Source organism: Sporosarcina sp. FSL K6-1508 (assembly GCF_038007465.1).
Taxonomy (GTDB): domain Bacteria; phylum Bacillota; class Bacilli; order Bacillales_A; family Planococcaceae; genus Sporosarcina; species Sporosarcina psychrophila_B.
Genome location: NZ_JBBOXF010000001.1, coordinates 3,191,154 through 3,213,674 on the forward strand (window position 1 = coordinate 3,191,154; position 22,521 = coordinate 3,213,674).

The following is a 22,521-nucleotide window of genomic DNA, read 5'->3' on the forward strand; positions in this document are numbered from 1 at the left end:
TTAGGGATGACGTTTGATTAAAGTGCATATCATTAGAAAGCTGATTGATTGGAGTGAAGGTTGGACGACCCCTCGGAAAGTGCCTAGCCGGCACGGAAGTCAACCTCCCTGTCATGACGGTGAGCTAGCATATTAACAGATTTTGATAAATTTTACATCATTAATCGAAGGGTGAGGATAGTGTGAAAAAAGTGATTACAGGTGGACTCATTGCGACAGCAACAGATATGTATGAGGCAGATATTTTAATAGAGAACGGCAAAATCGTGCAAATCGGCAAAAATTTATCAGCTGACGGAGCGGAAATTGTAGATGCAACGGGTAAATACGTGATGCCCGGGGGAATTGATCCGCATACGCATTTGGATATGCCTTTCAACAACACGGTGACAGACGATGATTGGAAGTCCGGTACAATTGCGGCTGCCTTCGGTGGGACGACGACCATTTTAGATTTTTGCTTATCTGCGGGTGAAGAAAAACTTGCGACGGCTGTGGAAAAGTGGCATGTAAAAGCAAAGGGCAAATCAGCCATTGACTATGGTTTCCATTTAATGATTAGTGATTTAACGCCTGAAACAGAGGCCGAGTTACCGTTGTTACTAGAGCAGGAAGGGATTACGTCTATCAAGGTGTTCATGGCTTACGCGAAAGAATTCCAGGCGACAGACCGTACGCTGTTCAAAGCCTTTAAAATCGCAAAAGACTTGGGCGCTGTTGTCATGGTGCACTGTGAAAATGGCTCCGTCATCGACGAATTAGTAGAGGAGGCGAAGCAAGCTGGTCAGACGGCGCCAATTTATCACGCTCTTACGCGTCCCGCAGAGTTAGAGGGTGAGGCGACGAAACGAGCCATTGAACTAGCGCATATCGCAGGAGCCAAGCTTTATGTTGTACATGTGACGTGTAAAGAGGCACTAGATGAAATAATCGCAGCGCGTGAAAAGGGCTATGACGTGTATGGGGAAACATGTCCACCTTATTTAACGCTCGATCAGTCAGCGTTAGCACAGCCGGGCTTCGAGGGGGCAAAATATGTTTGGTCACCACCGCTTCGCCCGAAATATCATCAAGAGCATTTGTGGAATGCGTTAAAAGCCAAGCAACTGCAAACAATTGGCTCGGACCAATGTTCATTTAGCTTTAACGGAAAAAAGCAATTAGGGTTAAATGACTTTTCTAAAATTCCAAATGGTGGACCGTTTATCGAAGATCGTTTCAGCATTTTATTTTCTGAAGGTGTGGTGAAAGGGCGAATTTCCATCTATGACTTCGTCGATATGATTTCGACAAGTGCCGCAAAAATTTTCGGCTTATATCCACAAAAAGGAACGATTGCTATTGGTTCTGACGCGGATATCGTAATCTTTGATCCTACGGTAAAACGTGAAGTTTCAGCGAACACCCACCATATGAATGTCGACTACAATCCGTATGAGGGCTGGGAAGTGACAGGAGAGCCTATCAATGTACTTGTGCGTGGTGAATACGTCATTAAAAACAAACAATTTGTAGGAGCATTAGGCAGTGGCCAATATATCAAGCGTGCACTACAACCGACGACTGCGCAACCAATCAACGTGTAAACATCAATCCATGAGGGGGAATGTTTCAATGACTTCACAACTCGAACGGAATTTTGTGGAAATGACTAGCAGGATGACAAAAAATGAAGCACAAGAAGAGGCTAATCGCTGTCTGTACTGCTATGACGCACCTTGCATTACAGCATGTCCGACAAGTATTCAAATTCCGAATTTCATCAAAAAAATTGCTTCCAGTAATATGAAAGGTTCGGCCATGACGATTATGGAGGCCAATCCGGTTGGTGCAAGCTGTGCGCGGGTATGCCCGACCGAGGAATTATGTGAAGGGGCATGTGTGTTAAATTCCTCGACAAAGCCTATTAAAATCGGGCACTTGCAACGTTATGCAACAGATTGGGCGATGGAATCAGACGTCGAGCTATTTAAAAAAGGTCAACCTAATGGACAAAAGGTAGCGATTGTTGGCGCTGGTCCAGCTGGTCTATCGGCAGCGCGTGAGCTTAGTCGCTTCGGCTATAGTGTCACAATTTTTGAAGCAGAAGCAAAGGCGGGTGGCTTGGGCAACTATGGCATCGTGTCATTCCGATTACCGAATGATGTAGTAGATTGGGAAGTGGCGCAAGTTGTAAAGCTTGGTGTGGACATTAAAACAAACACAATAGTAGGCGTGGATATTTCTGCGGAGGAAATTTTAGCGCAATATGACAGCGTTATTTTAGCGGTTGGTATGGGGGCTGTACCTAATCTTGGCATTAAAGGTGAGGAACTAGCAGGCGTTCATGATGCCATTGAGTTTGTAAAGCACACGAAACTGGGTGCACTAACAGAAGACTTAGTCGGTAAACGTGTTGCGGTCATCGGTGCTGGTAACACAGCCATCGATGGTGCAACCTGTGCTGTGCGACTAGGTGCGGAGCAAGTGGACATTCTTTATAGAAGAACAGAAAAAGAGATGACTGCCTACCAATTTGAATATGAATTTGCCAAGCAGGATGGCGTTGGATTTAAGTGGCTAACAGCGCCGAAACAAATTATCGGTGATGAGGCAGGAAAAGTAGTAGGACTTGAATGCGTCAAGATGAAGCTTGGAGAGCCGGGAGTAGACGGCAGGCAGCGACCTGAAGTAATCAAGGGATCTGAGTTTGTTATAGAGGTGGACGCGGTCATTAAAGCAATTGGACAAACGCGCTTTGTCTCGCTCATTGAAGCGTTTGGATTACAGCATACAAACGGAGTTGTAGACATTGACGAAACGACTATGCAAACATCGAATGACCAAGTGTTTGCCTGTGGAGATGTTATATTCGGCAATGGTCAAGGGGAAGCAATGGTGGTAACAGCTGCACAGCAAGGTAAAGATGCTGCTTACATCATTCATGAGCGTTTAAGAAAACCGAGCGAGATCGCATAGGGGGGATGGAGCATGGCAGACTTACGAATTGACTTAGCGGGGATTAAATCACCGAATCCATTTTGGTTAGCATCGGCACCACCGACTAATTCGGGCTATCAAGTGCAACGTGCATTTGAAGCGGGCTGGGGTGGCGCAGTTTGGAAAACATTGGGCGAACCAATTTTAAATGTTTCATCGCGCTTTGCGGCCATCAGCTTTAACGGACAGAGAGTAGCGGGCTTTAATAATATTGAGCTAATTACGGATCGTCCATTAGAAGTTAATTTACAGGAAATTCTTGAAACGAAAAAAAGGTTTCCTAATCATGCCATTATCGCTTCATTAATGGTAGAACCACAGCAGGAGAAGTGGCATGAGATTGTCAAAAAAGTAGAAGCTGTCGGGGTTGACGGTCTTGAGCTTAATTTTGGTTGTCCACATGGGATGGCAGAACGAGGAATGGGGGCTGCCTCTGGTCAAGTCCCTGAATTGGTTGAAAAGCAAACGCACTGGGTGAAGGAAGTTGCGCGTACACCTGTTATCGTCAAGCTTACGCCAAATATAACGGATATTACGATGACGGCAGAAGCGGCAGTGCGTGGCGGTGCGGATGCCGTTAGTATGATTAATACGATTAACAGCTTAGCAGGTGTCGATTTAGATTCATGGAATACGGTGCCACATGTTGGCGGGAAGGGTTCACATGGCGGATATTGTGGGCCAGCTGTCAAGCCGATCGCACTAAATATGGTCGCAGAATGTGCGCGAAATCCTTTTGTAAATGTGCCGATTTCAGGCATTGGAGGGATTTCAAATTGGCAGGATGCTGCGGAATTTATGCTGATGGGTGCAACAGGCGTACAAGTTTGTACTGCAGCGATGCACCACGGATTTAGTATTGTCGAAGATATGATTGATGGACTTAATAATTATCTGGATGAGAAGGGCATTGCCTCGGTGATGGATATAGTCGGTCAGTCGGTCCAACGTTATTCTAACTGGGGTGACTTAGATTTAAACTACAAAGTTGTTGCTGAAATTAATAATGATGTGTGTATTAATTGCAATAAATGTCATATTGCGTGTGAAGATACGTCACATCAATGTATTGACATGTACACAGAGAGTGGTCGTCCGATGCTGAAGGTGCGTGAACAAGATTGTGTAGGCTGTAATTTATGCTCGATTGTGTGCCCAGTAGATGGTGCGATTTCGATGGTCGAAAGAAAGTCCTCTATTGCGCCAATGACTTGGAACGATCGTCAATCACTTATCAGCAGTTTTTCTCGATAAAATTGAGGTTAATTGTTTGTTCAAAGATAAGAAAGTATAAGTTTTTAGACTTGGAGCAGTGTCTAGACTCCAGGCGCCAGCCGCTCGGAGGCTCACGGGATGTGAGTCACGTAAGCGGGGAGGGATTGAACTGCATCCCTCCTTATTGCCGCAGGACGCGGCGTACGTAGGCTAGGTTCCTTGAATGCAATCTAGCTATGTGGCAAAGACCGCCACGTCGTGCCTGCAAGGAGGCAGGTATGCAGTCGTTGCGACAGGACGTTGCGATCTTAGACTGCCTTCCTTTTTACTTTTGCCTGTCGCGTCTTAAACGGCGCCTTCCGCTTTTCATTGTTAACTGGAAATCTAATATAAGGGAGAGACATGAATGGCAAATGGTGGGGATTATTTAAAATCACCAGACTTACTTCCAGTGACACATCAAAAAAGAAGTATCGGAACATTTGGTTTTGCAGTGATTTGGGTAGGAATGGCCATCGTTTTAGCCGCCTTTGCAATTGGCGGATCAGGTATTATGAGTTTGCCATTGCCGATGGTGATTTTAGCGACAATGATAGGTTCCGTATTAATCGGCGTATTTATGACGTTAATCGGTGATATTGGTATTGAGCACGGCTTGTCCTTCCCGGTTTATATGCGTGCCCCATTTGGTACAATTGGCACGCATATACCATCGCTCGTTCGTGGGGTGACAGCGGCTTGTTGGTTCGGTCTTAACACCTATTTTGGTGCAATGGCCATCAATGGGATTTTGAATTTATTATTCGACTTTAATAATTGGTTTTTATGTTTCCTTATTTTTGCGGCATTACAGTTAATTAACACATCGCTTGGCATTAAATCCATTGAGCGCTTTGCGGATTTTGCGGCGCCGGTTATTATTTTAATATCGTGCTGGATGTACTATACGCTTGCCGATAAAGCAACGGCACAAGGGAAAGATGTGTGGGCATGGGTGGAATCACCGACGACAGGGATGGCAGCTTTTACTGCGTTCATGGTCGTGATGATGGCGAACATGGGATTCTGGGCAACGTTAGCAGCTGATATGCCAACACTATCACGTTTCTTTAAAGCGCCAAAAAATGAGCGCAATTGGTTCAAACGCAATAAAACACAGTTAGTTGGTTCTTTAATCGTGATGCCGATTACCAACACATTTATCGTAGCCATTGGTGCAGTATGTTATATGGCCGTGGCATCTGCTGATCCGATAAATGCCTTGCAGCAAAGTGCAAATGGAATTGCGTTAGGAATTTTATTGCTGATGATTGTGTTAGCGCAATGGTCGACAAATACGTCCGCAAACGTGATTCCTGCGGCCACGATTTTCTCAAACATTGGTGGACCCAAAGTACCGTTCTGGGCTGGGGTTATCATTGCGGGAATTATTGGGATTTTAGCACAGCCGTGGAGCTTATTTGGCGTCTTAGTCGATGCGCTATTAATCATTGGTGGTATTTTAACAGCAATTGTGGGGATATTATTCGCCGATTATTATTTAATCCGTAAACGTCGTGTGAACGTAAAAGAACTGTACGAGTTAGAAGGCCAATATAAGTATATGAATGGCTTTAACTTAGCGGGATTAATCGCTTGGGTGATCGGTGGTATCTTAGCGAATATGTTCCCAACGTATTCTTCATTGGTGGGCTTTTTCGTGGGGGCACTCGTGTACTATGTCTTGGCGAAATATTGGTGGTTCAAAAAGTACCCGCAAGCCGAACTAGACGATCCTAGTGACGCCAAGTATTTGGGTATTACAGTTGGTCACGATTGGGACGATATCGTCGTGCAAGAAATAGAAGAAAAAGGTGTTTAATAAGAAAAGCGGGGTGTGTGTATGTCGGATTATTTACTAAGCAAGGATGAAATGAAACAAGTGGATGATTATTTAGACAAGGGATTTAAAGTCCATTATGTGAATGAAAATTTAAGTGGGATGTTTGTCGAGTTTGAACGACAGGAAAAAGTTTGTTTGCAGATTTTGACCGCCGACGCGCGTAAATATTTTGCAGCAAAGCTCCTAGAACAAACGCAGTTGCAAGAAGGTATGTCAATTTAATATGAAGTGGTTAAAACTCTATTCTATTACAATACTAGAATAGAGTTTTAATGTTATGCTTGTATCTTCATTAGCAATGGGTTGGCCTATTTAAACGGTGCGAGAAGGTATTTAGAATGCAATTCACGAAGTAGTTTGGTAGATCGACAATGAGGGGACTGTATGGATACTTGTTTAGGTTGCTCGTAAACGAAAAGGGAATTGCCGATTTACAAAGTGTATGAAAGTGAAAATGTAATGGCTTTTTAGATCATGCGCTTTTTAACGATGGGCTTCTTTTGATTTTGTCAAAACATCATCGGCTAGAATTTACGGAGTTAGTGGCAAAAGGGCACATAGAAATAGAAGAAGCACTCCATATTTTATGGAATGTTTAAAATTAACTTGGAGAGCCAGATGGTATTACCATTTTTCAAAAAGGATAGTATATCATTTTGACATGGTGCCCGGAGTTTTATGCAACAAGCTGAGATGAATTTGCTTCAGATGCACATATCTAATTAGTTGACACTTGAATAAATAAAAGTTATTGTAGATACTTATAGTCTGTAATAAAGGAGGTTTAGGTACTTGAAATATTCTAAAGCGACGAATTATGCACTTCATACGATGATGTATCTAACAGCGGTTGCTCCTGAAAAGCGCATGGGTGTCCAACAATTGGCTGAGGCTCAAGGGGTTTCCCCTACTTACTTATCCAAGATCTTAACAAAATTAGTCAAGGCAGGCATGATTGAATCAGTATCAGGAGCCAATGGTGGCTATAAGTTAAAATCAAATTGGGAAGCTATTTCGTTTTTAGAAATTATTCGCGCAATCGAAGGATCGACTTCCTTATTTGACTGCTGTCTAAACCACAATCCCGAATGCTTAATTCAAAAGGTTATGGTTTCCGCAGAAGAAAAGATGGAGCAAGAATTAATCAATCAAACAATAGGAGATCTTGCAAAGAAAATGACGGTGACTCTTTAAACCGTCGTCTTTTTTAAAATATATGAGAGATATTAAAGACATTGTATATCTTTAATAGAAACGAATAAGAATATAGATAGAAAGCAGGATGAAGAAAATGACTATTTTTGATTGTATGATTATTGGGGCTGGACCAGCTGGTTTAAGTGCTAGCTTAGTGTTAGGCAGAGCAAGAAGAAAGATAGCTGTTTTGGATGATGGGACAAATAGGAATAGAGTTACGCAAGAATCACATGGTTTTATTACACGGGATGGCATTAAACCACAGAAATTCAAAGAACTAGGCCTCGATGAATTAAAAAAATATCCGTCCGTATCTATTATTAACACGACGGTTACTAAAATCATCAAAGAACCTACTAGTGAGAGGTTTAAGGTTAAGACAAAGGATGGGCATGAATATCTTACAGAAAAAATCATTTTAGCTACAGGGGTTCAAGAAGTTTTTCCGGCCATTCCAGCTATTAAAACATACTATGGGAAAAGTCTATTTAGTTGCCCGTATTGTGATGGCTGGGAACTTCGGGACACCCCCTTAGTTATCATCGCTGAGAAGGAAGAGCATGCGCTTCATATGGCTAAACTTGTGTATAACTGGTCGAAAGATTTAGTAGTTGTAACCAATGGAAATGAAATGTCTACAGTAGGATTCGAACAGTTACAACAACGGGACATCAAGGTGATGACAGAACCTATCCTGAAATTACATGGGAAGAATGGCTTTTTACAACGGGTTGAGTTTGAGTCTGAAGAGATTATCGCAAGAACTGGTGGATTTGTCATACCTTCCTTTTATCGTTCAAACAAATTTGTTGAACAAATAGGGTGCGAGTTAACTGAACTGGGAGCGACCGTAACGGATGGTTCTGGACGTACAACCGTAAAAAATATTTATATTGCTGGAGAGGCAGAACAAGCAGGACCCTCGTCTTTACTGATTGCTGCCGCGGATGGAAGTAAAGCTGCATTTTCTGTAAATGTGGATTTAACAATGGAACGATTCTAAAGATAAGAGAGGTATGAATTAATGAAAGATGAACTTACATTCAAATCCAAAAACACTATCGAGGCAAACGCTCGAATCTCGATTCCCACATATGATACATTATTCACGATGGTTCAATCTTATTTTCGAGCTAAATTGGGCGAAAAAGAAGCATCATTGCTCGTAATCGGAGCGGGTGGTGGAAATGAACTAGCCGCATGGGGACCGTCTAACCCAAAATGGACATTTACCGGAGTTGACCCTTCAAAAGAGATGCTTCAGATGGCTAAGAATAAATCAATTCAATTAGGCTTAGAAAGTCGTGTCAGACTTATTCAGGGAACAATTACTGATTTGCCACTTCCAGACTCTAAATTTGACGCCGCAAGTTGTATCTTGGTTCTTCACTTCATAGTCGATGTACAACAGAAGCTGAAATTGCTTAGAACTATAAAGGATAATTTAAAGCCAGGAGCTCCATTCATTCTAGTTAGCGCGTACGGAGACCCTGGTGAGGCCGAACTTCAGGACAGAATAAACGTATGGAAAAGCTTTTACCTTGATGCCGGGTACGAATTGTCTAAAGTGGATGAGATGGGTAAAGTTATTATGAACATTTCTTTCATTCCTGAAGATCACATCGAACGACTATTAGTAGAATCCGGTTTTACTAATATAGCTCGATTTTATTCAACTGGCCTTTTCGCTGGATGGATTTGTCATGCAGGATGATTATACTCTGCCTTGATGCATCCAACTAACAGGGCACAATTAACAATGGTACCAAATAGGAGTCTTGCTACATTAAACGTGTAGTAAGACTCTTTTTTTATTGAGTAATAATCACTTAACATTGACGACTCGTATACAATTGTATACAATGAGGATTATTAAGATGAGTATACAAACGTATACAAAGAAAGGTGATTGATTATGAGAGATGAACAGGCTAAGAAAGAAGGACGTCACCGTGGTAGGCGTCGTGATGGAGAAGAGGGTTCACATCAGCGTGGGGCGAAAACCTTTCGCCGCGGGAGGGCTATTGCTTTTTTAGAGCGCATGCATCTGAAGCGTTCCACGACTAAACAGCAGTTAGATCAACCCGAGTTTCAATCGATTCAGCCCATTTTAATTGGTGAATTAAAAGCAATTGATATGGTCATTAATGAATTTATTCAACTATTTGAAATCAATGAGGATGAAATGGTTGATAGTAACAAGTCAGTAGATGCGAATGAGGAAGGGATTGAAATGGATGAAACAAATTAACGGTTATATCGATGCAGTGTTTACAAAGCAAGATGCTCTGTTGGAGGGAGTGATTGCGTCCATTGAAGAAAACGGCATGCCTGCCATATCGGTTTCACCTTCTTCTGGCAAGCTGCTCACGATGCTGACAGCTATTTCAGGGGCAGAAAATGTACTGGAAATCGGTGCACTTGGCGGTTATAGCGGAATTTGTCTTGCCAGAGGATTGGGTAGTGAAGGGAAATTGACATCCCTTGAATTAGAGGAGAGATACGCAACGTTAGCATCCAACAATCTAACTAAAGCTGGCTTTGGCAATCAAGTATCCTATATGACGGGGGCTGCTTTGCAAAGCCTTGAGAAACTAGTTGATGAGAATCAGCGATTTGATTTTTTCTTTATTGATGCGGATAAAGAAAACTATGAAAATTACTTAGACTATTGTATTCGGCTTGCAGATTCGGGTGCTGTGATCGTTACGGATAATGTTCTGGCTGGCGGTAGTGTAGTGGACGAGGGTGCTAAATCTAAACGCTATACGGAATTAATGAAGACCTTCAATGAAACTGTGGCCAATCATCCCCAATTAGAATCGCTTCTTATTCCAATTGGGGATGGACTGACGATTTCAAGAGTTAAGAAATAAGCAGGGAGTTACCGGGTTCTCGACGAATGAGAATCTGGTATTTTTCATTAAAAAAGTCTACCCCGAGTGTTGTATAATTAGGAAAGTGGAATCGAAAGAAAGGAGACATTTAATCATGACAACTTTAAAAAGTAGTTTACGGATATGCAGCAAGGGACATAACTATTATAAGAGTAGTGATTGTCTAAGCTGCCCGATATGTGAACAAGAACGTAAGCCTGACAATGGTTTTCTCTCAAAACTTTCGGCACCCGCAAGAAGAGCGTTAGAGCAGCAAGGTATTACGACGTTGCAACAACTATCCACTTTTAGTGAAAAAGAGATTTTGCAATTTCACGGCATAGGTCCAGCTTCCTTGCCTATACTTAAAACTTATCTGGATGAAAATGGATTATTATTTAAACTTTAACAAAACAGCATTTAATGTGTGAGAGTATCTAGGTGGGAGCCCAGCACTTTTATATAGTAATGACCTCATTTTCGCCACTCTCTGAATTAGGCCCTAATGCTAATACATTTGGCTCTGTAGGTATGTGGTCAGCAATAGGGATGATTCTAGTCTTATATCTCTTACCTTTAATTATCTATAAAATAAGATTAGATGCCATCCGATATATTATTGCTATTTTTTGTAGTTTTGGGATACTAATCAATATTGCAGTCTTAGGGATTGTATTACTACTAGGTTTACGAACAGATTCTTTTCCTTATTCTCTTGGAATTATGGGAATATGCATAGCAGCTCTACTGGTAAATCTCATTTGGTTCTTTGTTACTTTCCGGCTATCTAAAAATCCTTCAACTAACGTAAAGACAGAGTGGAGACTTATATCGAACATTACAACCAAACACGAAAGCAATGGAACTTTTAAAAAATGACTCCAGCGAAATGCCGGAGCCATATAATCACAGCCAAGAGTATAGAGAATCCTTTTAGTAAACTGTCCCTTAATAAAAGTTCAGTACATACAAAACCATAAATCGTTTTAGTTTCCACCTAAAGAGAAAATCCGATTAAAAGGGAACTAGCGAGGCAGTAGTTCACTATTAAAGTTGTGCATGTGTTTTGTTTAACAATGTCGTTTTAAAGCACTACTGCCTGACTTTTTTTATCTTGGGAAGCATGCAGCTTTACCATAGCAAATCGTGCAATTGGTTGTATCACTAGACTCTCAGCGATTAAGACGATTAAGAAGTTTCTTGGCCAATTCGTTAGGAAGTTGCTGAAGATAGTTGAACTAAAACCGTTCCCTATGATATCAGCAATAAGCGTCATACAAATTGACATTCCAAGTACAGTAAATAAGATGCGAAATAAAATTTTGGCATTAAAGCTGTCTGTTGGCTGCGTAAATTTTTTTACCAATTTTTCAGCAATACGACCAATTAAAACCGGTTCAATGATCATGGCAATAATCCAGAAAATCGGTAACATTTTAATAATCGTTAGGGCAGCCTCTTGATTAAACTCTCCGAAAACTAGAATGACATTTAATGACACCATAAACAGCACCGTCAGTGTACAAATGATTGCACCGTACAATGCACCTTCCTTACCGTTTCTTGGTAATCTTGTTTCTTGTTTCATTTTTTCTTCCTTCCTTTCCAAAAGCTTATTCGAGACCTTTGTAATATGCTAAATAAAGCAATAACTGTGCCAGTAATGGATTATGTTTTTGTAACATTCCAGACGTTTAAGCCCTGCACTTTTGTATTCATATTTAAGGTATACCACCCGGTCTGTTTGTTAGTGTAGCAAAATAAATCTCGCTGATGTAAGTGTTTTTTTACTTTGTTGTATAGGACGTGTTCACAACTTAGACAATAATAGGCGGGTGAGTTGGAGAAGGTATAGTAAATCACAATAAAGGAATTCGTTTTGAACAATCTTTTCCCCTCATAAAAAGGTGCCTATTTTCAAAAGCCTACTTGGTATGGAATGATTTTATGCAAATGACTCATCCTATTGAAAAGGAGATGAAGTCAATTATGCGAAAAATAAGTTTAGCACTTGGAATTTTTATTATAATTAATGCAATTCCCACACATATCTCGACGATTCCTTATGCGCTACAAGCAATTCCAAGTTATGCCAAATGGAGTAAGCTTGCAATTAAAGAGACCCAATCAAAATATCCCCATGCGAATATTATTGACTACCTGCATGAAGGGAGTGAATCTAAAGGGGAGTCAACAATAGAAAGGTTTAAGTTGTGGTTAAAAGAGGGGGATAACGAATTCGGCGTTATTGTAAGAATTACGTATACTACCGAAACTGAAAAGGTGATAACTATTGAACTTCAAGAAACTTCAAGAAACTTCTAGATAAGCCATAGCGAGAATAACTAGGCTTCGTGCTGGTCATGACATACTTGAAAGTCATTAGCATGACGAAAAGTGTCTTAGACCTAAAGGCAAATGCTTAAATTCAATTTATTAAAGAAAATTAATCTACTTGTACATATAAGGATATCGTTATATGATGATTTAGAGGAGGGATAACTGATGAATGAAACAGTAACGATTGATATTCAGCGAGCATCACAACTCTTAAAATTACTCGGAGATCCAACACGTTTGACCATGATGCAATTACTTAAGTCACATGAGTGCTGTGTGTGTGAATTTGTTGAGATTTTTAATATGAGTCAGCCGGCGATCAGTCAGCATTTGCGTAAACTGAGGGATATTAAGTTAGTCAAAGAAGAACGTAAAGGGCAATGGATTTTCTTCTCGATTAATAAAAGTCATGAAGACTATTCGTTTATTCAAAGCATTCTTGAACAACTGCCCAAACAGGATGAGTCCATAGAAAAACTGGAAGTGCAAGGGCTTAGAGTTTGTTGTGAGTAGGAAGGAGAAAAAATATTGGTTTCGGTAATAACGGCTTCATTGATATTCATCATTACACTTATTTTTGTTATCTGGCAGCCTAGAAATTTATCAATAGGATGGTCCGCCTGTATTGGAGCAATGATATCTCTGTTAGTAGGAGTAGTTAACTTTCAAGACGTTATTGATGTGACAGGGATTGTATGGAATGCGACTCTTGCTTTCATCGCCATTATAATCATCTCATTGATCTTAGATGAAATCGGATTCTTCGAGTGGGCTGCTCTACATATGGCTAGATTAGCTAAAGGCAGTGGAATTCGGATGTTTGTTTACGTCAGTATTCTGGGGGCAGTTGTTGCCGCTTTGTTCGCAAACGATGGGGCTGCCTTAATACTAACGCCAATCGTTCTTGCGATGGTGCGAAATTTAAATTTCAATGAAAAGATGATTTTCCCATTTATTATTGCCAGTGGTTTTATAGCTGACACCACTTCATTACCATTAGTTGTAAGTAACCTAGTCAATATTGTTTCAGCAGACTTTTTTGGTATCGGTTTTGTTGAATATGCATCCAGAATGATTGTCCCGAATTTATTTTCTTTAGTTGCAAGTATCTTCGTGTTGTTGCTATTCTTCCGTAAAAGTATTCCTAAAGACTATGATGTCTCAGATTTAAAAGAACCGAAGGATGCTATCAAAGATATAAAATTATTCAGACTAACTTGGGTGATTTTAAGCGTATTACTTGTCGGCTATTTCTCAAGTGGGTTTACGGGACTTCCTGTTTCTATCATTGTTGGATTTACGGCCATATTCTTTATGATTATGACACAAAGAAGCCCCGTGGTTCACACGAAGCAAGTACTCAAAGGTGCACCTTGGGCCATCGTTTTTTTCTCGGTCGGAATGTACGTCGTCGTTTACGGATTGCGTAATGCCGGTCTGACAAGTGTCTTGGCTGACGTCATTCAACTGGCTGCCAATCAAGGACTGTTTGTAGCCACTGTTTCGATGGGCTTTATTGCAGCAATATTATCATCGATTATGAATAATTTGCCGACCGTCATGATTAACGCGCTAGCGATATCAGAAACGTCTACAACAGGACCAATTCGTGAGGCTTTGATATATGCAAATATAATCGGGTCAGATCTAGGTCCGAAAATCACTCCTATTGGCTCTTTAGCTACTTTATTATGGCTACATGTTTTATCTCAAAAAGGGGTGAAAATATCTTGGGGTAGTTATTTTAAAATCGGTATACTCTTAACAGTTCCCACACTATTAATTACATTAATCGGATTGTATGGTTGGCTGTCATTTATTCAATAAAAAAACGGTTTCATTATGTCGAAAAACTCCACAAAGCGTAACGAGTTCATTAGGGATCTGATGACCCTTAAAGCAGAAGGAATGGGTGAATAGAAATGAAGTTTTTTCTAACGTGTTCGATGTACTTGAACAATTTTTAAAGGAGGAATAACAATTGAAAGCAGTAATAGAAAAAGTTGAGGATGGCTACATTGAACGATTTGAACGTTCTTTACATCATTCAGTGGAAAAAGTGTGGGTTGCTTTAACAGACAACAGAAAGTTGGAAAGATGGTTTTCTAATCTTCAAGTTATAGAACTTCGAAAAGGAGGGACCATAAAATTCAATATGAATGACGGGAGTGGGTCATCTATTGATATGGAGATAACAGATTTCAAAAAGGGTTCCATCCTAGAATATGAGTGGGGTGACGGTAGGGTTCGTTTCGAATTATACTCCAAATCTGAGGGCTGTTTATTGATAATGAAAGAATTTATCAGCACACTAAATGATCATACACCAAAAGATTTGGCAGGATGGCATGTATCCTTAGATATTTTGAGCGCTTTACTGAATGAACATTACATGGACTTCCCGAAAGATGAATGGGAAAAATGGTATAAGAAGTATAGTTTGGCAATCAAACAGATTGAACAGTAACTATTAAAGATTGTAATTTTTGAAAATAGGGAAAAAAGTTGTGTAGATACAGATACAAAAGAAGAAATTTATGAGCAACTCAAATTCGTAAAACACCAATCTGTGGCACTTTGGGCCATGGATCATCCGAATACGCGGTCAAATTAGTTGTATATGTCCCTGATTTTGATGTCATCGCATAGTTGTAAAGTCAAAAAATTGACAATTCAAAAGGAACAAGTTAGTATAATTTTAAGAATTGAAAGGAGCGATAGATATGGGATTTGTACAACTATACTAATTGAGATGCACATAGTTTGTAAGATCACTCTTTCGGGAGGTTATTTGTTGTGTGCACTAGGTTAGATGGGTTGTAGAATTTTTATCGCTCTACGGATATCTATACCATTTTTAAGTACACAGGTTAATCTGTGTGCTTTTTTATGTAATTTAGTAGAATTTCGAAGATTTGGAGGGAGTTTGCATGGGGATGTTATTATTCTATTGATACGAGCTTGAAATAGAAGCTCGTATCGATCCTAGCTATCGATACGAAATTACAAATTTCGGAGGTAGCGAATATGGAACAAGTATGTTTTGAATTAGAAAATATCGAAATTTCCTATTTAGATAAAGAAGTATTAAAGATTGAACGATTAGCTGTACATCAATTTGACCGCATCGGCATCGTCGGGAAAAATGGTGCAGGAAAGAGTACGTTATTAAAATTACTTGCTGGCAATATTCAACCGACACGCGGAAAATTAAAGTGTCATGTGGAGAGCGGCTATTTTGCACAGGTTGAAGCCCCTACTCATGCAGAAGCGGATGTAGCATTACTTGGGAAATTAGCAGTACCGCAAAATTCCGGGGAGTTAAGTGGTGGTGAGCAGACAAGACTGAAACTTGCACAATTGTTTACGCATTATTACGAGACATTACTGATTGATGAGCCGACTACACATTTGGATCAAGAAGGCATTTTGTTTTTACTCAATGAACTACGCTATTATTACGGAGCGCTTGTATTAATTAGCCATGATCGTGCTGTTTTGGATGAACTGGTCACTATAATTTGGGAAGTTGGTGACGGCGAAGTACATGTCTATTCAGGAAATTACAGTGCTTATCAGGCGAAAAAACAGTTGGAACGTGAACAACAGGCGCAAGCTCATGAACAATTCATAAAAGAGAAGCGTCGCCTTAAAAAAGCAGCGCAAGATAAAATGAAAAAAGCCGAAAAAATCGCTCAAGCTGGTAGCATGTAGAAAAAAGAATCGAATGCAAAGGCGAATCGAATGTTTGAAACGAAATCGAAAGGAACAAGCCAAAAAGCGGTGCATCGCACGGCAAAAGCGATAGAGCAGCGCATGGAACAACTTGAGGAAATCGAAGCTGTACAAGAAGAAAAGCATATTGTGTTCCGCCAATCAAAAGCATTGGAAATGCATAATAAGTTTCCAATTATGGCAGACCAATTAACTCTCCAAGTTAACGATAACGTGTTATTAGATAGAGTGAGCTTTCAACTGCCGCTTGGTAAAAAAATTGCGATTACAGGCGTAAATGGTGTTGGTAAAAGTACCTTACTTCACCATATCGCTACCGAAGGAAAGGGTTTAACATTTTCACCAAAAGTGAAAATGGGTTACTTCCAACAGATGGGTTACCAATTTAAGATAAATGAAACAGTACTGCAATTCGTAAAAAAACAATCAGCATATGATGAAGGATTTTTACGCAGCGTTTTACATGCGATGCAGTTTGTAGGTACAGATATACAAAAAAGTGTGAAGTCATTAAGCGGTGGAGAGGCGATCCGTTTACAACTTTGTCAGTTGTTCTTAGGTGAGTATAATATTTTATTATTAGACGAACCGACCAATTTTTTAGACATTCATGCACTTGGAGCATTAGAACGATTTATAGTTGCATATGAAGGAACAGTGGTATTTGTCGCTCATGATCAGGTGTTCATAGACAATGTAGCAGATCTGCAGTATCAGATTCATGCGAAACAATTGAATCAAGTGTAATTTCAATTAAAATCTAAGCCGTTGAGAATATCTCAACGGCTTTATTTTTTAAGTTCCTTCAAGAGGAGGGACTTACTGTCTAAGAATAGCTCACGCAAGTTAAATTACTAGGCTATTATAGTGGGAACTTTTCTTATTTTCGAATTAAACTTCTTTAGCTAATTTTTGTAGACGTTCTTTGTCTCGAATGGTGTAGCCCCGTGATTCCTTTTCAATGATACCCGCCTCGCATAGTTGTGCTAGTACGTAAAGTAGGTGACGATAAGAAACCCCTAAGTATTCGCATATTTCCGTATGTTTTTCTTTGTAAAAGTTTTGGTCTGCCGATAAAAGTATAAAGGCGGCAAGACGGTTTTCTAGCGGATAAGCTTGATTTTGAGAATGCTTTTCTGAAATCATAGTCATTTTTTGACTTAAAAAGTTGCATAAATACCTCAGAAAAGTCGCATCGGTTAAGAGTTTATCTTTATAGGCATGAATTGGAATGGCAAGACAAATGGCTTGTGTGGCAGTTTGGATACCTTTAGAATAGCGTTCTGCATTTAACAGCTCAATTTCACCCATGAAAGTTGGTGCTTGTAAAAAATTGATGAGCGACACTTTGCCATTTTTGTGTGTAACGTATAGTTTTGCCTTTCCTTCGACAAGATAGTACATAAATTCAGGATGGGAGCCTTCTTTAAAGATAAATTCACCACGTTCAAACTGATAAACTTGGATAAACGGGGTAATTGGAAAGGAGAAGAGTGACTGAATCGGATATTTTTCGATATAGTAACTGCGCATAGGCTCGGCTAAAAACTGCATTTTATCCTCCTTAATATGAGATATCTCACATTATTGTAAGTGTATACGTGGTACTATGCAATAAATACGGAGGGATCAATGATGAATAATCAACGCTGGCTTTCACAGAGTTTTTTTGTTTTTTTTATAACGTGGGGTATATTTCTACCTTATTGGACAGGATGGCTTGTTCAAGGCAAAGGTTTAAGTGTGACGGAAGCAAGCCTAATCATGGGATTTGGATTATTAGCACGTGGTGCATCGACGCTATTTGCCTTCCCGCTTGCCTCTAAATACTGGAGTAGTCAAAAGGTTGTTCTTGTGTTGACAGTTAGTTCACTTGTAGCGACAATCCTTTATATTCCAACTTCGTCATTTGGCGCGCTATTTGTTGTAACACTCCTATTTAGTGCCGTTTATCCAGCACTACTTCCTGCGGTTGACAGTACAGCAGGTGCTTTAGTACAGCAAGGTGATGTACATTACGGGAAAAGTCGGTCGTACGGTTCAATAGGCTTTGTTATTTCAGTGCTTATTATTAGTATTGTAACAGGCTATTTTGGGGAGCAGGCTATTTTATGGAGCATGATGGTTGGACTTTGTTTAATGCTCTTCCTGCGCTTACTACCGACACCAGCTGTACTATTAGTTAAACCGACCGTGAAGAATCGTAAGGATTCACTATCGATGCGCAGTTTATTTCAGGTTAAAAGTTTCCCAATTGTGTTACTGATCGTCATTTTATTGCAAGGTGCACATGCATCGTATTATAATTATGGCTATATTTATTTACAAGACTTAGGTGTAGATAATTACTATATTGGAATAGTTATTAATATTGCAATCATTTTTGAAATCATCTATTTTGCGAATGCCGATCACTTGTTTAAGAAATGGAAGCCCTCATCGTTATTATTATTAGCAGCATCAGGATCGACTTTACGTTGGGTACTTGTATTTTTGTTTCCAAGTGTGTGGGTATTTATGTTATCTCAAAGCTTGCATGCGCTATCTTTTGGCGTCGCACATTATGCGTTTATTCGATATATAACTAAAAACTTACCCGAGCAGCAAATTCCGAATGCGCAAGGCATTTATTCAGCTCTCGCACTAAGCCTGAGCACTGCTGTTTTAACGTTAGCAGGAGGATTTTTATATGAAGTTTCTCCAAGGCTTGCATTTTTAGGAATGGTTGTGTCTACTATTCCGGCTATGCTGCTTATTATGATGACTAGAAAGCATTACGATTATTAACTTTGCGAACTGTACCTCTAATTGTTTATCAATTGGAGGTACAGTTCTGTCCTATTTTATGTTTTTCAATAAATAGGGCTATTCAAAAACCAAAATGCTACGAAATCAGTCACTCCAGCGTTTTATAGGAAATAAAGTTGTTTACTTTATGGTTTTTCGCTTATAATTGAAGGTTGGTAGGCATAATACCTACGAAGTTATAAAAAGGAAATTGAAAATAGTTTCTTATCGATTAGGATTAACAAAATGGATGGAGGAAATGAAATTATGATTAAGTTGCCAAATTGCCCAAAATGTAATTCAGAATATACATACGAAGATGGAAATCTTTTTATTTGCCCTGAATGTGCCCACGAATGGACGTTAGCATTGGAAACTGAAAATAGTGAAGAAGAAAAATTTGTCAGAGATGCAAATGGAAATATCCTAAATGATGGGGATTCCGTAACAGTAATCAAAGACCTTAAAGTAAAAGGAAGTTCATCAGTCGTAAAAGTAGGTACAAAAGTAAAAAGTATCCGTTTAGTCGATGGGGATCATGATATTGATTGCAAAATTGATGGTTTTGGAGCAATGCAGTTAAAATCCGAATTTGTTAAAAAGCTATAAATACGATTTTAGTGCAATAGAGGTATTAAAAAGAAAATGGACTACACCCTCTGTATCCTAGTTGAGAACTGGGATACAGAGGGTTTTATTAATTGTTATAACTATCTTAAAAGTCGATGAAATATAAATAACCTTTCAACAAATCAAAACATAATTGTACCTGATCCACCAGGTGTTGTAGAATAAAGTAGTTCTAGATTTAGAACATTTGAACATTGCGTTTACGCTTTAAAGCTGGTAGAGGGTGTAGATTCGAAGGGATTTTTGATATCAAATTATATAGCAACATTTTCAGAAATTATGGATTGGTAAAATGCAAATGTAGGATAAATTTAGAATAATGCGATGGAGAGAAACCGATACTATTCAGTAGCTGACACTTTAAGTCTTGGTACAGAAAAATTGAAAAAGGGGGGATTAGTTTGGGGATACTAATAAGCATATTCGCATTGCTGATCTTATTATTGATAACTAACATCATTGCGCACTATGTGACGATTTTGCCTACTGCATTAATTCAAATACTTGTTGGAGTTATTTGTGCGTTGGTCATCAAAGACTTTACTATTGAAGTGGAGACGGAGTGGTTCCTTCTGCTATTTATTGCACCACTTTTATATAATGATGGCGCTCATTTTCCGAGGGAAGAATTATGGAAAATGCGAGCATCTATTTTAGGCAATGCAATTATTTTAGTGTTATTAACGACGATAGTTGGTGGAGTGTTTGTCCATTGGATGATTCCTGCAATTCCTTTAGCCGCAGCATTTGCGCTGGCAGCCATTTTATCTCCAACGGATCCAGTGGCTGTAAATGGCATTGCGAAGCGTATCCACCTCCCAGATCAGATAATGAATTTAGTACGGGGAGAATCATTGATTAATGATGCTTCCGGGCTTGTTGCATTTAATTTTGCCGTTTTAGCTGTTGTGACAGGTTACTTTTCGATAACAAACGCAGCTGGAAATTTTTTGTACATGTTCATTGTAGGCGCCTTGCTTGGTGTGGGCCTTGGACTTATTATCAATCGACTTCGTTATGCGTTGCGCAGGCGCGGTCTCGTTGATGTAGTATTCCATTCACTTTTACAAATTTTAACTCCGTTTATTATTTTCTTTATCGCGGAGGAAATGTTCCATGCCTCAGGTGTAATTGCAGTTGTGGCCGCTGGGATAATTTATACAATTGTTAAAGAACGAACAGAAAACTTTATCGCTCAGGAGCAAGTGCTAACGGATAATATTTGGTCCATTATCGCCTTCATCTTAAATGGCGTTATTTTCTTGTTGTTAGGTTTGACACTACCGACGGCCATGCGATCCTTACTGGAAAATGAACAAATAAGTAACTGGCTGTTGCTTGGATATGTCCTTGCATTAGGCTTCGTCGTACTAGGTATACGATTCGTATGGTCACATTCCTTTAATTATTTCAATTATATATCGTCAGAAAGTATAACGGAAAAACCCACTTTAAAAACAAGTCTAATTACGAGTTTGGTTGGCGTGCGGGGAACAATCACAATGGTTGGTGTGTTATCCATTCCTTTATATACAGCTTCGAATGATTTATTTCCCGAGCGTTCACTCATCATCTTTTTAGCGGCGGGCGTCATATTAATGACGCTTATCGTAGCAACAATCTTCTTACCTATTTTAAGTAAAGATGAAGCAAACGAGCAGACGACTGATTTAGATTTAAATGGAGAAAAGCAGCGTATGATACTTGGGGCTATTCAAGAGATTAAATCTCAGCAAACAGTGGAAAATACATCGATTGTTTATGAACTATTAAATGAATATACCCTCATGTTACATATGTTGCAATCGAAAAATAAAAATGAGGAAGAACTGCGTGTCTACAAAGAACAGCTAACGGTAGAACGCTTGCATTGTTTAGTGCTTGAGCGGCAATATGTGGAGGTCTATAGGAAAGAACATGAAGTGAAGCCGAATATTTTAAAAAGTATTGAAAAGTCGATTTCCGTACGGGAAAAGGTGATTAAAAGTGTTGGCAATCGCTATATTGGGCAAAAGCTTTATCAAGTATTGAAAAACTGGAAACTTGGACGCTTAAATGAGGAAGAATTAACACGATTTTTGGAAACGGAAGATGCTATACAAAAATTCACCTTTGAAAAAGTCTTAGCCGATTTAGAAGAGCGAGCAACTGCTAGTGATCAACCAGAAGTACTACACAGTATCATTTATTACTACAATCGCCTTATGAATAAAAAGGAATTGCCACCTAAAGTGGAAGCGGTTCAATCGATAATGGACGAACAAAAGGAGATACTTTCCTTGAACGCGATTGAGGGGCAAAGGAAGGAGATTTCTAAAATGTTTGAAGACGGTGCGATCAATACGGAGGAAGCGAAGGAACTTCGACGCTTCGTTAACTACTTGGAAAGTGTTGTATTATACGAGTACGTAGAATAATCAATCCAAGAGGGTCCATCGGCTATGAGCAATGAATTCTTTTTTCATTTTAAACCTAGGCAGGCAAGCCCCATCTACTCCCAAACTTATGTCTTTATAATGCGCTATTACCCAAAAAAGTTTCTATGATAAAAGTATAGAACCTTTCATACACTTTAGGTAGTACATAAGATTGGGAAGGGGTCACTTTATTGGTTGAAAAAGCACTTTTAATGATCATAGTTTTACGGATTTTTTCAGGAAGTGTAGATATCACCGCAGCAATGGTAATGTATAAATTAAATGATTTAGAAAAAGCCTTTTATATTAACACACTGTTAGCTCTAGTAGGTCCATGTGTATTAATCATCACAACAGGAATCGCATTATTTGGTCTCGCCGAAAAAATTTCATTAACTCGAATGGTTTGCCTCTTTGCAGGAATCGTACTTATTCTTTTTAGTCTAAAATCTAAATAAGAACT

The 22,521-nt window shown here is 39.4% G+C and carries 22 protein-coding genes and 1 pseudogene; 21 read left to right on the forward strand and 2 right to left on the reverse strand.

Going from position 1 to position 22,521, the window contains the following annotated elements; genetic code table 11:
* The first annotated feature begins 182 nt into the window (after positions 1–182).
* The 12 genes from hydA to MKZ11_RS25105 all read left to right on the forward strand — a co-directional run bounded on the left by hydA (position 183) and on the right by MKZ11_RS25105 (position 11,028).
* The gene (gene hydA / locus MKZ11_RS15995; RefSeq protein WP_340795381.1) at positions 183–1,586 is read left to right on the forward strand and encodes a dihydropyrimidinase; all 1,404 of its coding nucleotides are present in this window, start codon (positions 183–185) and stop codon (positions 1,584–1,586) included.
* Between the two features lie 28 nt (positions 1,587–1,614).
* On the forward strand, positions 1,615–2,958 hold the full coding sequence (locus MKZ11_RS16000) for an NAD(P)-dependent oxidoreductase (protein ID WP_340795382.1): 1,344 nt from the start codon (positions 1,615–1,617) through the stop codon (positions 2,956–2,958).
* 12 nt (positions 2,959–2,970) lie between these two features.
* On the forward strand, positions 2,971–4,233 hold the full coding sequence (gene preA / locus MKZ11_RS16005) for an NAD-dependent dihydropyrimidine dehydrogenase subunit PreA (protein WP_340795383.1): 1,263 nt from the start codon (positions 2,971–2,973) through the stop codon (positions 4,231–4,233).
* A gap of 367 nt (positions 4,234–4,600) precedes the next feature.
* The gene (locus tag MKZ11_RS16010; protein WP_340795384.1) at positions 4,601–6,055 is read left to right on the forward strand and encodes an NCS1 family transporter; all 1,455 of its coding nucleotides are present in this window, start codon (positions 4,601–4,603) and stop codon (positions 6,053–6,055) included.
* A 21-nt stretch (positions 6,056–6,076) separates the two neighbouring features.
* On the forward strand, positions 6,077–6,298 hold the full coding sequence (locus MKZ11_RS16015; protein ID WP_340795385.1) for a hypothetical protein: 222 nt from the start codon (positions 6,077–6,079) through the stop codon (positions 6,296–6,298).
* A gap of 570 nt (positions 6,299–6,868) precedes the next feature.
* Positions 6,869–7,270 (forward strand): Rrf2 family transcriptional regulator, encoded by a 402-nt coding sequence (locus MKZ11_RS16020; protein WP_340795386.1) that lies wholly within the window; start codon positions 6,869–6,871, stop codon positions 7,268–7,270.
* A 97-nt stretch (positions 7,271–7,367) separates the two neighbouring features.
* Positions 7,368–8,276: an NAD(P)/FAD-dependent oxidoreductase gene (locus tag MKZ11_RS16025; RefSeq protein WP_340795387.1), complete on the forward strand. Its 909-nt coding sequence runs from the start codon at positions 7,368–7,370 to the stop codon at positions 8,274–8,276.
* A 21-nt stretch (positions 8,277–8,297) separates the two neighbouring features.
* Positions 8,298–8,987, forward strand: a complete 690-nt coding sequence (locus MKZ11_RS16030; RefSeq protein WP_340795388.1) for a class I SAM-dependent methyltransferase — start codon at positions 8,298–8,300, stop codon at positions 8,985–8,987.
* Between the two features lie 201 nt (positions 8,988–9,188).
* On the forward strand, positions 9,189–9,524 hold the full coding sequence (locus MKZ11_RS16035; protein WP_340795389.1) for a hypothetical protein: 336 nt from the start codon (positions 9,189–9,191) through the stop codon (positions 9,522–9,524).
* Positions 9,511–10,149: an O-methyltransferase gene (locus tag MKZ11_RS16040; RefSeq protein ID WP_340797023.1), complete on the forward strand. Its 639-nt coding sequence runs from the start codon at positions 9,511–9,513 to the stop codon at positions 10,147–10,149. Before MKZ11_RS16035 ends, MKZ11_RS16040 begins: the two co-directional genes overlap by 14 nt.
* 115 nt (positions 10,150–10,264) lie before the next feature.
* A complete protein-coding gene (locus MKZ11_RS16045) occupies positions 10,265–10,558 on the forward strand; it encodes an RNA polymerase alpha subunit C-terminal domain-containing protein (RefSeq protein WP_340795390.1) in 294 nt (97 codons plus the stop codon).
* Positions 10,559–10,617: 59 nt separating this feature from the next.
* Positions 10,618–11,028 carry a DUF5391 family protein gene (locus MKZ11_RS25105; protein WP_445327005.1) on the forward strand — a complete coding sequence of 137 codons (411 nt, stop codon included), beginning with the start codon at positions 10,618–10,620 and terminating at the stop codon, positions 11,026–11,028.
* Positions 11,029–11,233: 205 nt separating this feature from the next.
* On the opposite strand, the gene MKZ11_RS16050 is transcribed toward MKZ11_RS25105, so the two are convergent.
* Entirely contained in the window at positions 11,234–11,737 is a 504-nt protein-coding gene (locus MKZ11_RS16050; RefSeq protein ID WP_340795391.1) for a DUF2798 domain-containing protein, read from the reverse strand.
* Between the two features lie 401 nt (positions 11,738–12,138).
* Between MKZ11_RS16050 and MKZ11_RS16055 the strand changes: the two genes are divergently transcribed.
* The 5 genes and pseudogenes from MKZ11_RS16055 (at position 12,139) to MKZ11_RS16075 (ending at position 16,971) form a co-directional block, all read left to right on the forward strand.
* Positions 12,139–12,474 carry a DUF3889 domain-containing protein gene (locus tag MKZ11_RS16055; RefSeq protein ID WP_340795392.1) on the forward strand — a complete coding sequence of 112 codons (336 nt, stop codon included), beginning with the start codon at positions 12,139–12,141 and terminating at the stop codon, positions 12,472–12,474.
* A gap of 180 nt (positions 12,475–12,654) precedes the next feature.
* The gene (locus MKZ11_RS16060; protein WP_340795393.1) at positions 12,655–13,002 is read left to right on the forward strand and encodes an ArsR/SmtB family transcription factor; all 348 of its coding nucleotides are present in this window, start codon (positions 12,655–12,657) and stop codon (positions 13,000–13,002) included.
* A gap of 15 nt (positions 13,003–13,017) precedes the next feature.
* Positions 13,018–14,316, forward strand: a complete 1,299-nt coding sequence (locus tag MKZ11_RS16065) for an arsenic transporter (protein WP_340795394.1) — start codon at positions 13,018–13,020, stop codon at positions 14,314–14,316.
* 154 nt (positions 14,317–14,470) lie between these two features.
* Entirely contained in the window at positions 14,471–14,956 is a 486-nt protein-coding gene (locus MKZ11_RS16070; RefSeq protein ID WP_340795395.1) for an SRPBCC family protein, read from the forward strand.
* Between the two features lie 560 nt (positions 14,957–15,516).
* A pseudogene (locus MKZ11_RS16075) lies at positions 15,517–16,971 on the forward strand (Msr family ABC-F type ribosomal protection protein).
* Between the two features lie 144 nt (positions 16,972–17,115).
* Here the strand turns inward: MKZ11_RS16075 and yeiL are convergent.
* On the reverse strand, positions 17,116–17,778 hold the full coding sequence (gene yeiL, locus MKZ11_RS16080) for a transcriptional regulator YeiL (RefSeq protein ID WP_340795396.1): 663 nt from the start codon (positions 17,776–17,778) through the stop codon (positions 17,116–17,118).
* A gap of 81 nt (positions 17,779–17,859) precedes the next feature.
* On the opposite strand from yeiL, the gene MKZ11_RS16085 reads away from it, so the two are divergent.
* From MKZ11_RS16085 to MKZ11_RS16100, 4 genes are all read left to right on the forward strand, one after another.
* Positions 17,860–19,011 (forward strand): 3-phenylpropionate MFS transporter, encoded by a 1,152-nt coding sequence (locus tag MKZ11_RS16085; protein ID WP_340795397.1) that lies wholly within the window; start codon positions 17,860–17,862, stop codon positions 19,009–19,011.
* Positions 19,012–19,278: 267 nt separating this feature from the next.
* A complete protein-coding gene (locus MKZ11_RS16090; protein ID WP_340797024.1) occupies positions 19,279–19,620 on the forward strand; it encodes a zinc ribbon domain-containing protein YjdM in 342 nt (113 codons plus the stop codon).
* A 422-nt stretch (positions 19,621–20,042) separates the two neighbouring features.
* Entirely contained in the window at positions 20,043–22,058 is a 2,016-nt protein-coding gene (locus tag MKZ11_RS16095) for a Na+/H+ antiporter (protein ID WP_340795398.1), read from the forward strand.
* 191 nt (positions 22,059–22,249) lie between these two features.
* On the forward strand, positions 22,250–22,516 hold the full coding sequence (locus MKZ11_RS16100) for a YqhV family protein (protein WP_445327006.1): 267 nt from the start codon (positions 22,250–22,252) through the stop codon (positions 22,514–22,516).
* Positions 22,517–22,521 lie beyond the last annotated feature (5 nt).

Bases quoted from the DNA above. Each gene is read 5' to 3' on its own strand.
- MKZ11_RS16000 (WP_340795382.1), top strand. From the start codon at position 1,615: ATGACTTCACAACTCGAACGGAATTTTGTGGAAATGACTAGCAGGATG.
- preA (WP_340795383.1), top strand. From the start codon at position 2,971: ATGGCAGACTTACGAATTGACTTAGCGGGGATTAAATCACCGAATCCA.
- MKZ11_RS16010 (WP_340795384.1), top strand. From the start codon at position 4,601: ATGGCAAATGGTGGGGATTATTTAAAATCACCAGACTTACTTCCAGTG.
- MKZ11_RS16015 (WP_340795385.1), top strand. From the start codon at position 6,077: ATGTCGGATTATTTACTAAGCAAGGATGAAATGAAACAAGTGGATGAT.
- MKZ11_RS16025 (WP_340795387.1), top strand. From the start codon at position 7,368: ATGACTATTTTTGATTGTATGATTATTGGGGCTGGACCAGCTGGTTTA.
- MKZ11_RS16030 (WP_340795388.1), top strand. From the start codon at position 8,298: ATGAAAGATGAACTTACATTCAAATCCAAAAACACTATCGAGGCAAAC.
- MKZ11_RS16035 (WP_340795389.1), top strand. From the start codon at position 9,189: ATGAGAGATGAACAGGCTAAGAAAGAAGGACGTCACCGTGGTAGGCGT.
- MKZ11_RS16040 (WP_340797023.1), top strand. From the start codon at position 9,511: ATGAAACAAATTAACGGTTATATCGATGCAGTGTTTACAAAGCAAGAT.
- MKZ11_RS16045 (WP_340795390.1), top strand. From the start codon at position 10,265: ATGACAACTTTAAAAAGTAGTTTACGGATATGCAGCAAGGGACATAAC.
- MKZ11_RS25105 (WP_445327005.1), top strand. From the start codon at position 10,618: ATGACCTCATTTTCGCCACTCTCTGAATTAGGCCCTAATGCTAATACA.
- MKZ11_RS16050 (WP_340795391.1), bottom strand. From the start codon at position 11,737: ATGAAACAAGAAACAAGATTACCAAGAAACGGTAAGGAAGGTGCATTG.
- MKZ11_RS16055 (WP_340795392.1), top strand. From the start codon at position 12,139: ATGCGAAAAATAAGTTTAGCACTTGGAATTTTTATTATAATTAATGCA.
- MKZ11_RS16060 (WP_340795393.1), top strand. From the start codon at position 12,655: ATGAATGAAACAGTAACGATTGATATTCAGCGAGCATCACAACTCTTA.
- yeiL (WP_340795396.1), bottom strand. From the start codon at position 17,778: ATGCAGTTTTTAGCCGAGCCTATGCGCAGTTACTATATCGAAAAATAT.
- MKZ11_RS16085 (WP_340795397.1), top strand. From the start codon at position 17,860: ATGAATAATCAACGCTGGCTTTCACAGAGTTTTTTTGTTTTTTTTATA.
- MKZ11_RS16090 (WP_340797024.1), top strand. From the start codon at position 19,279: ATGATTAAGTTGCCAAATTGCCCAAAATGTAATTCAGAATATACATAC.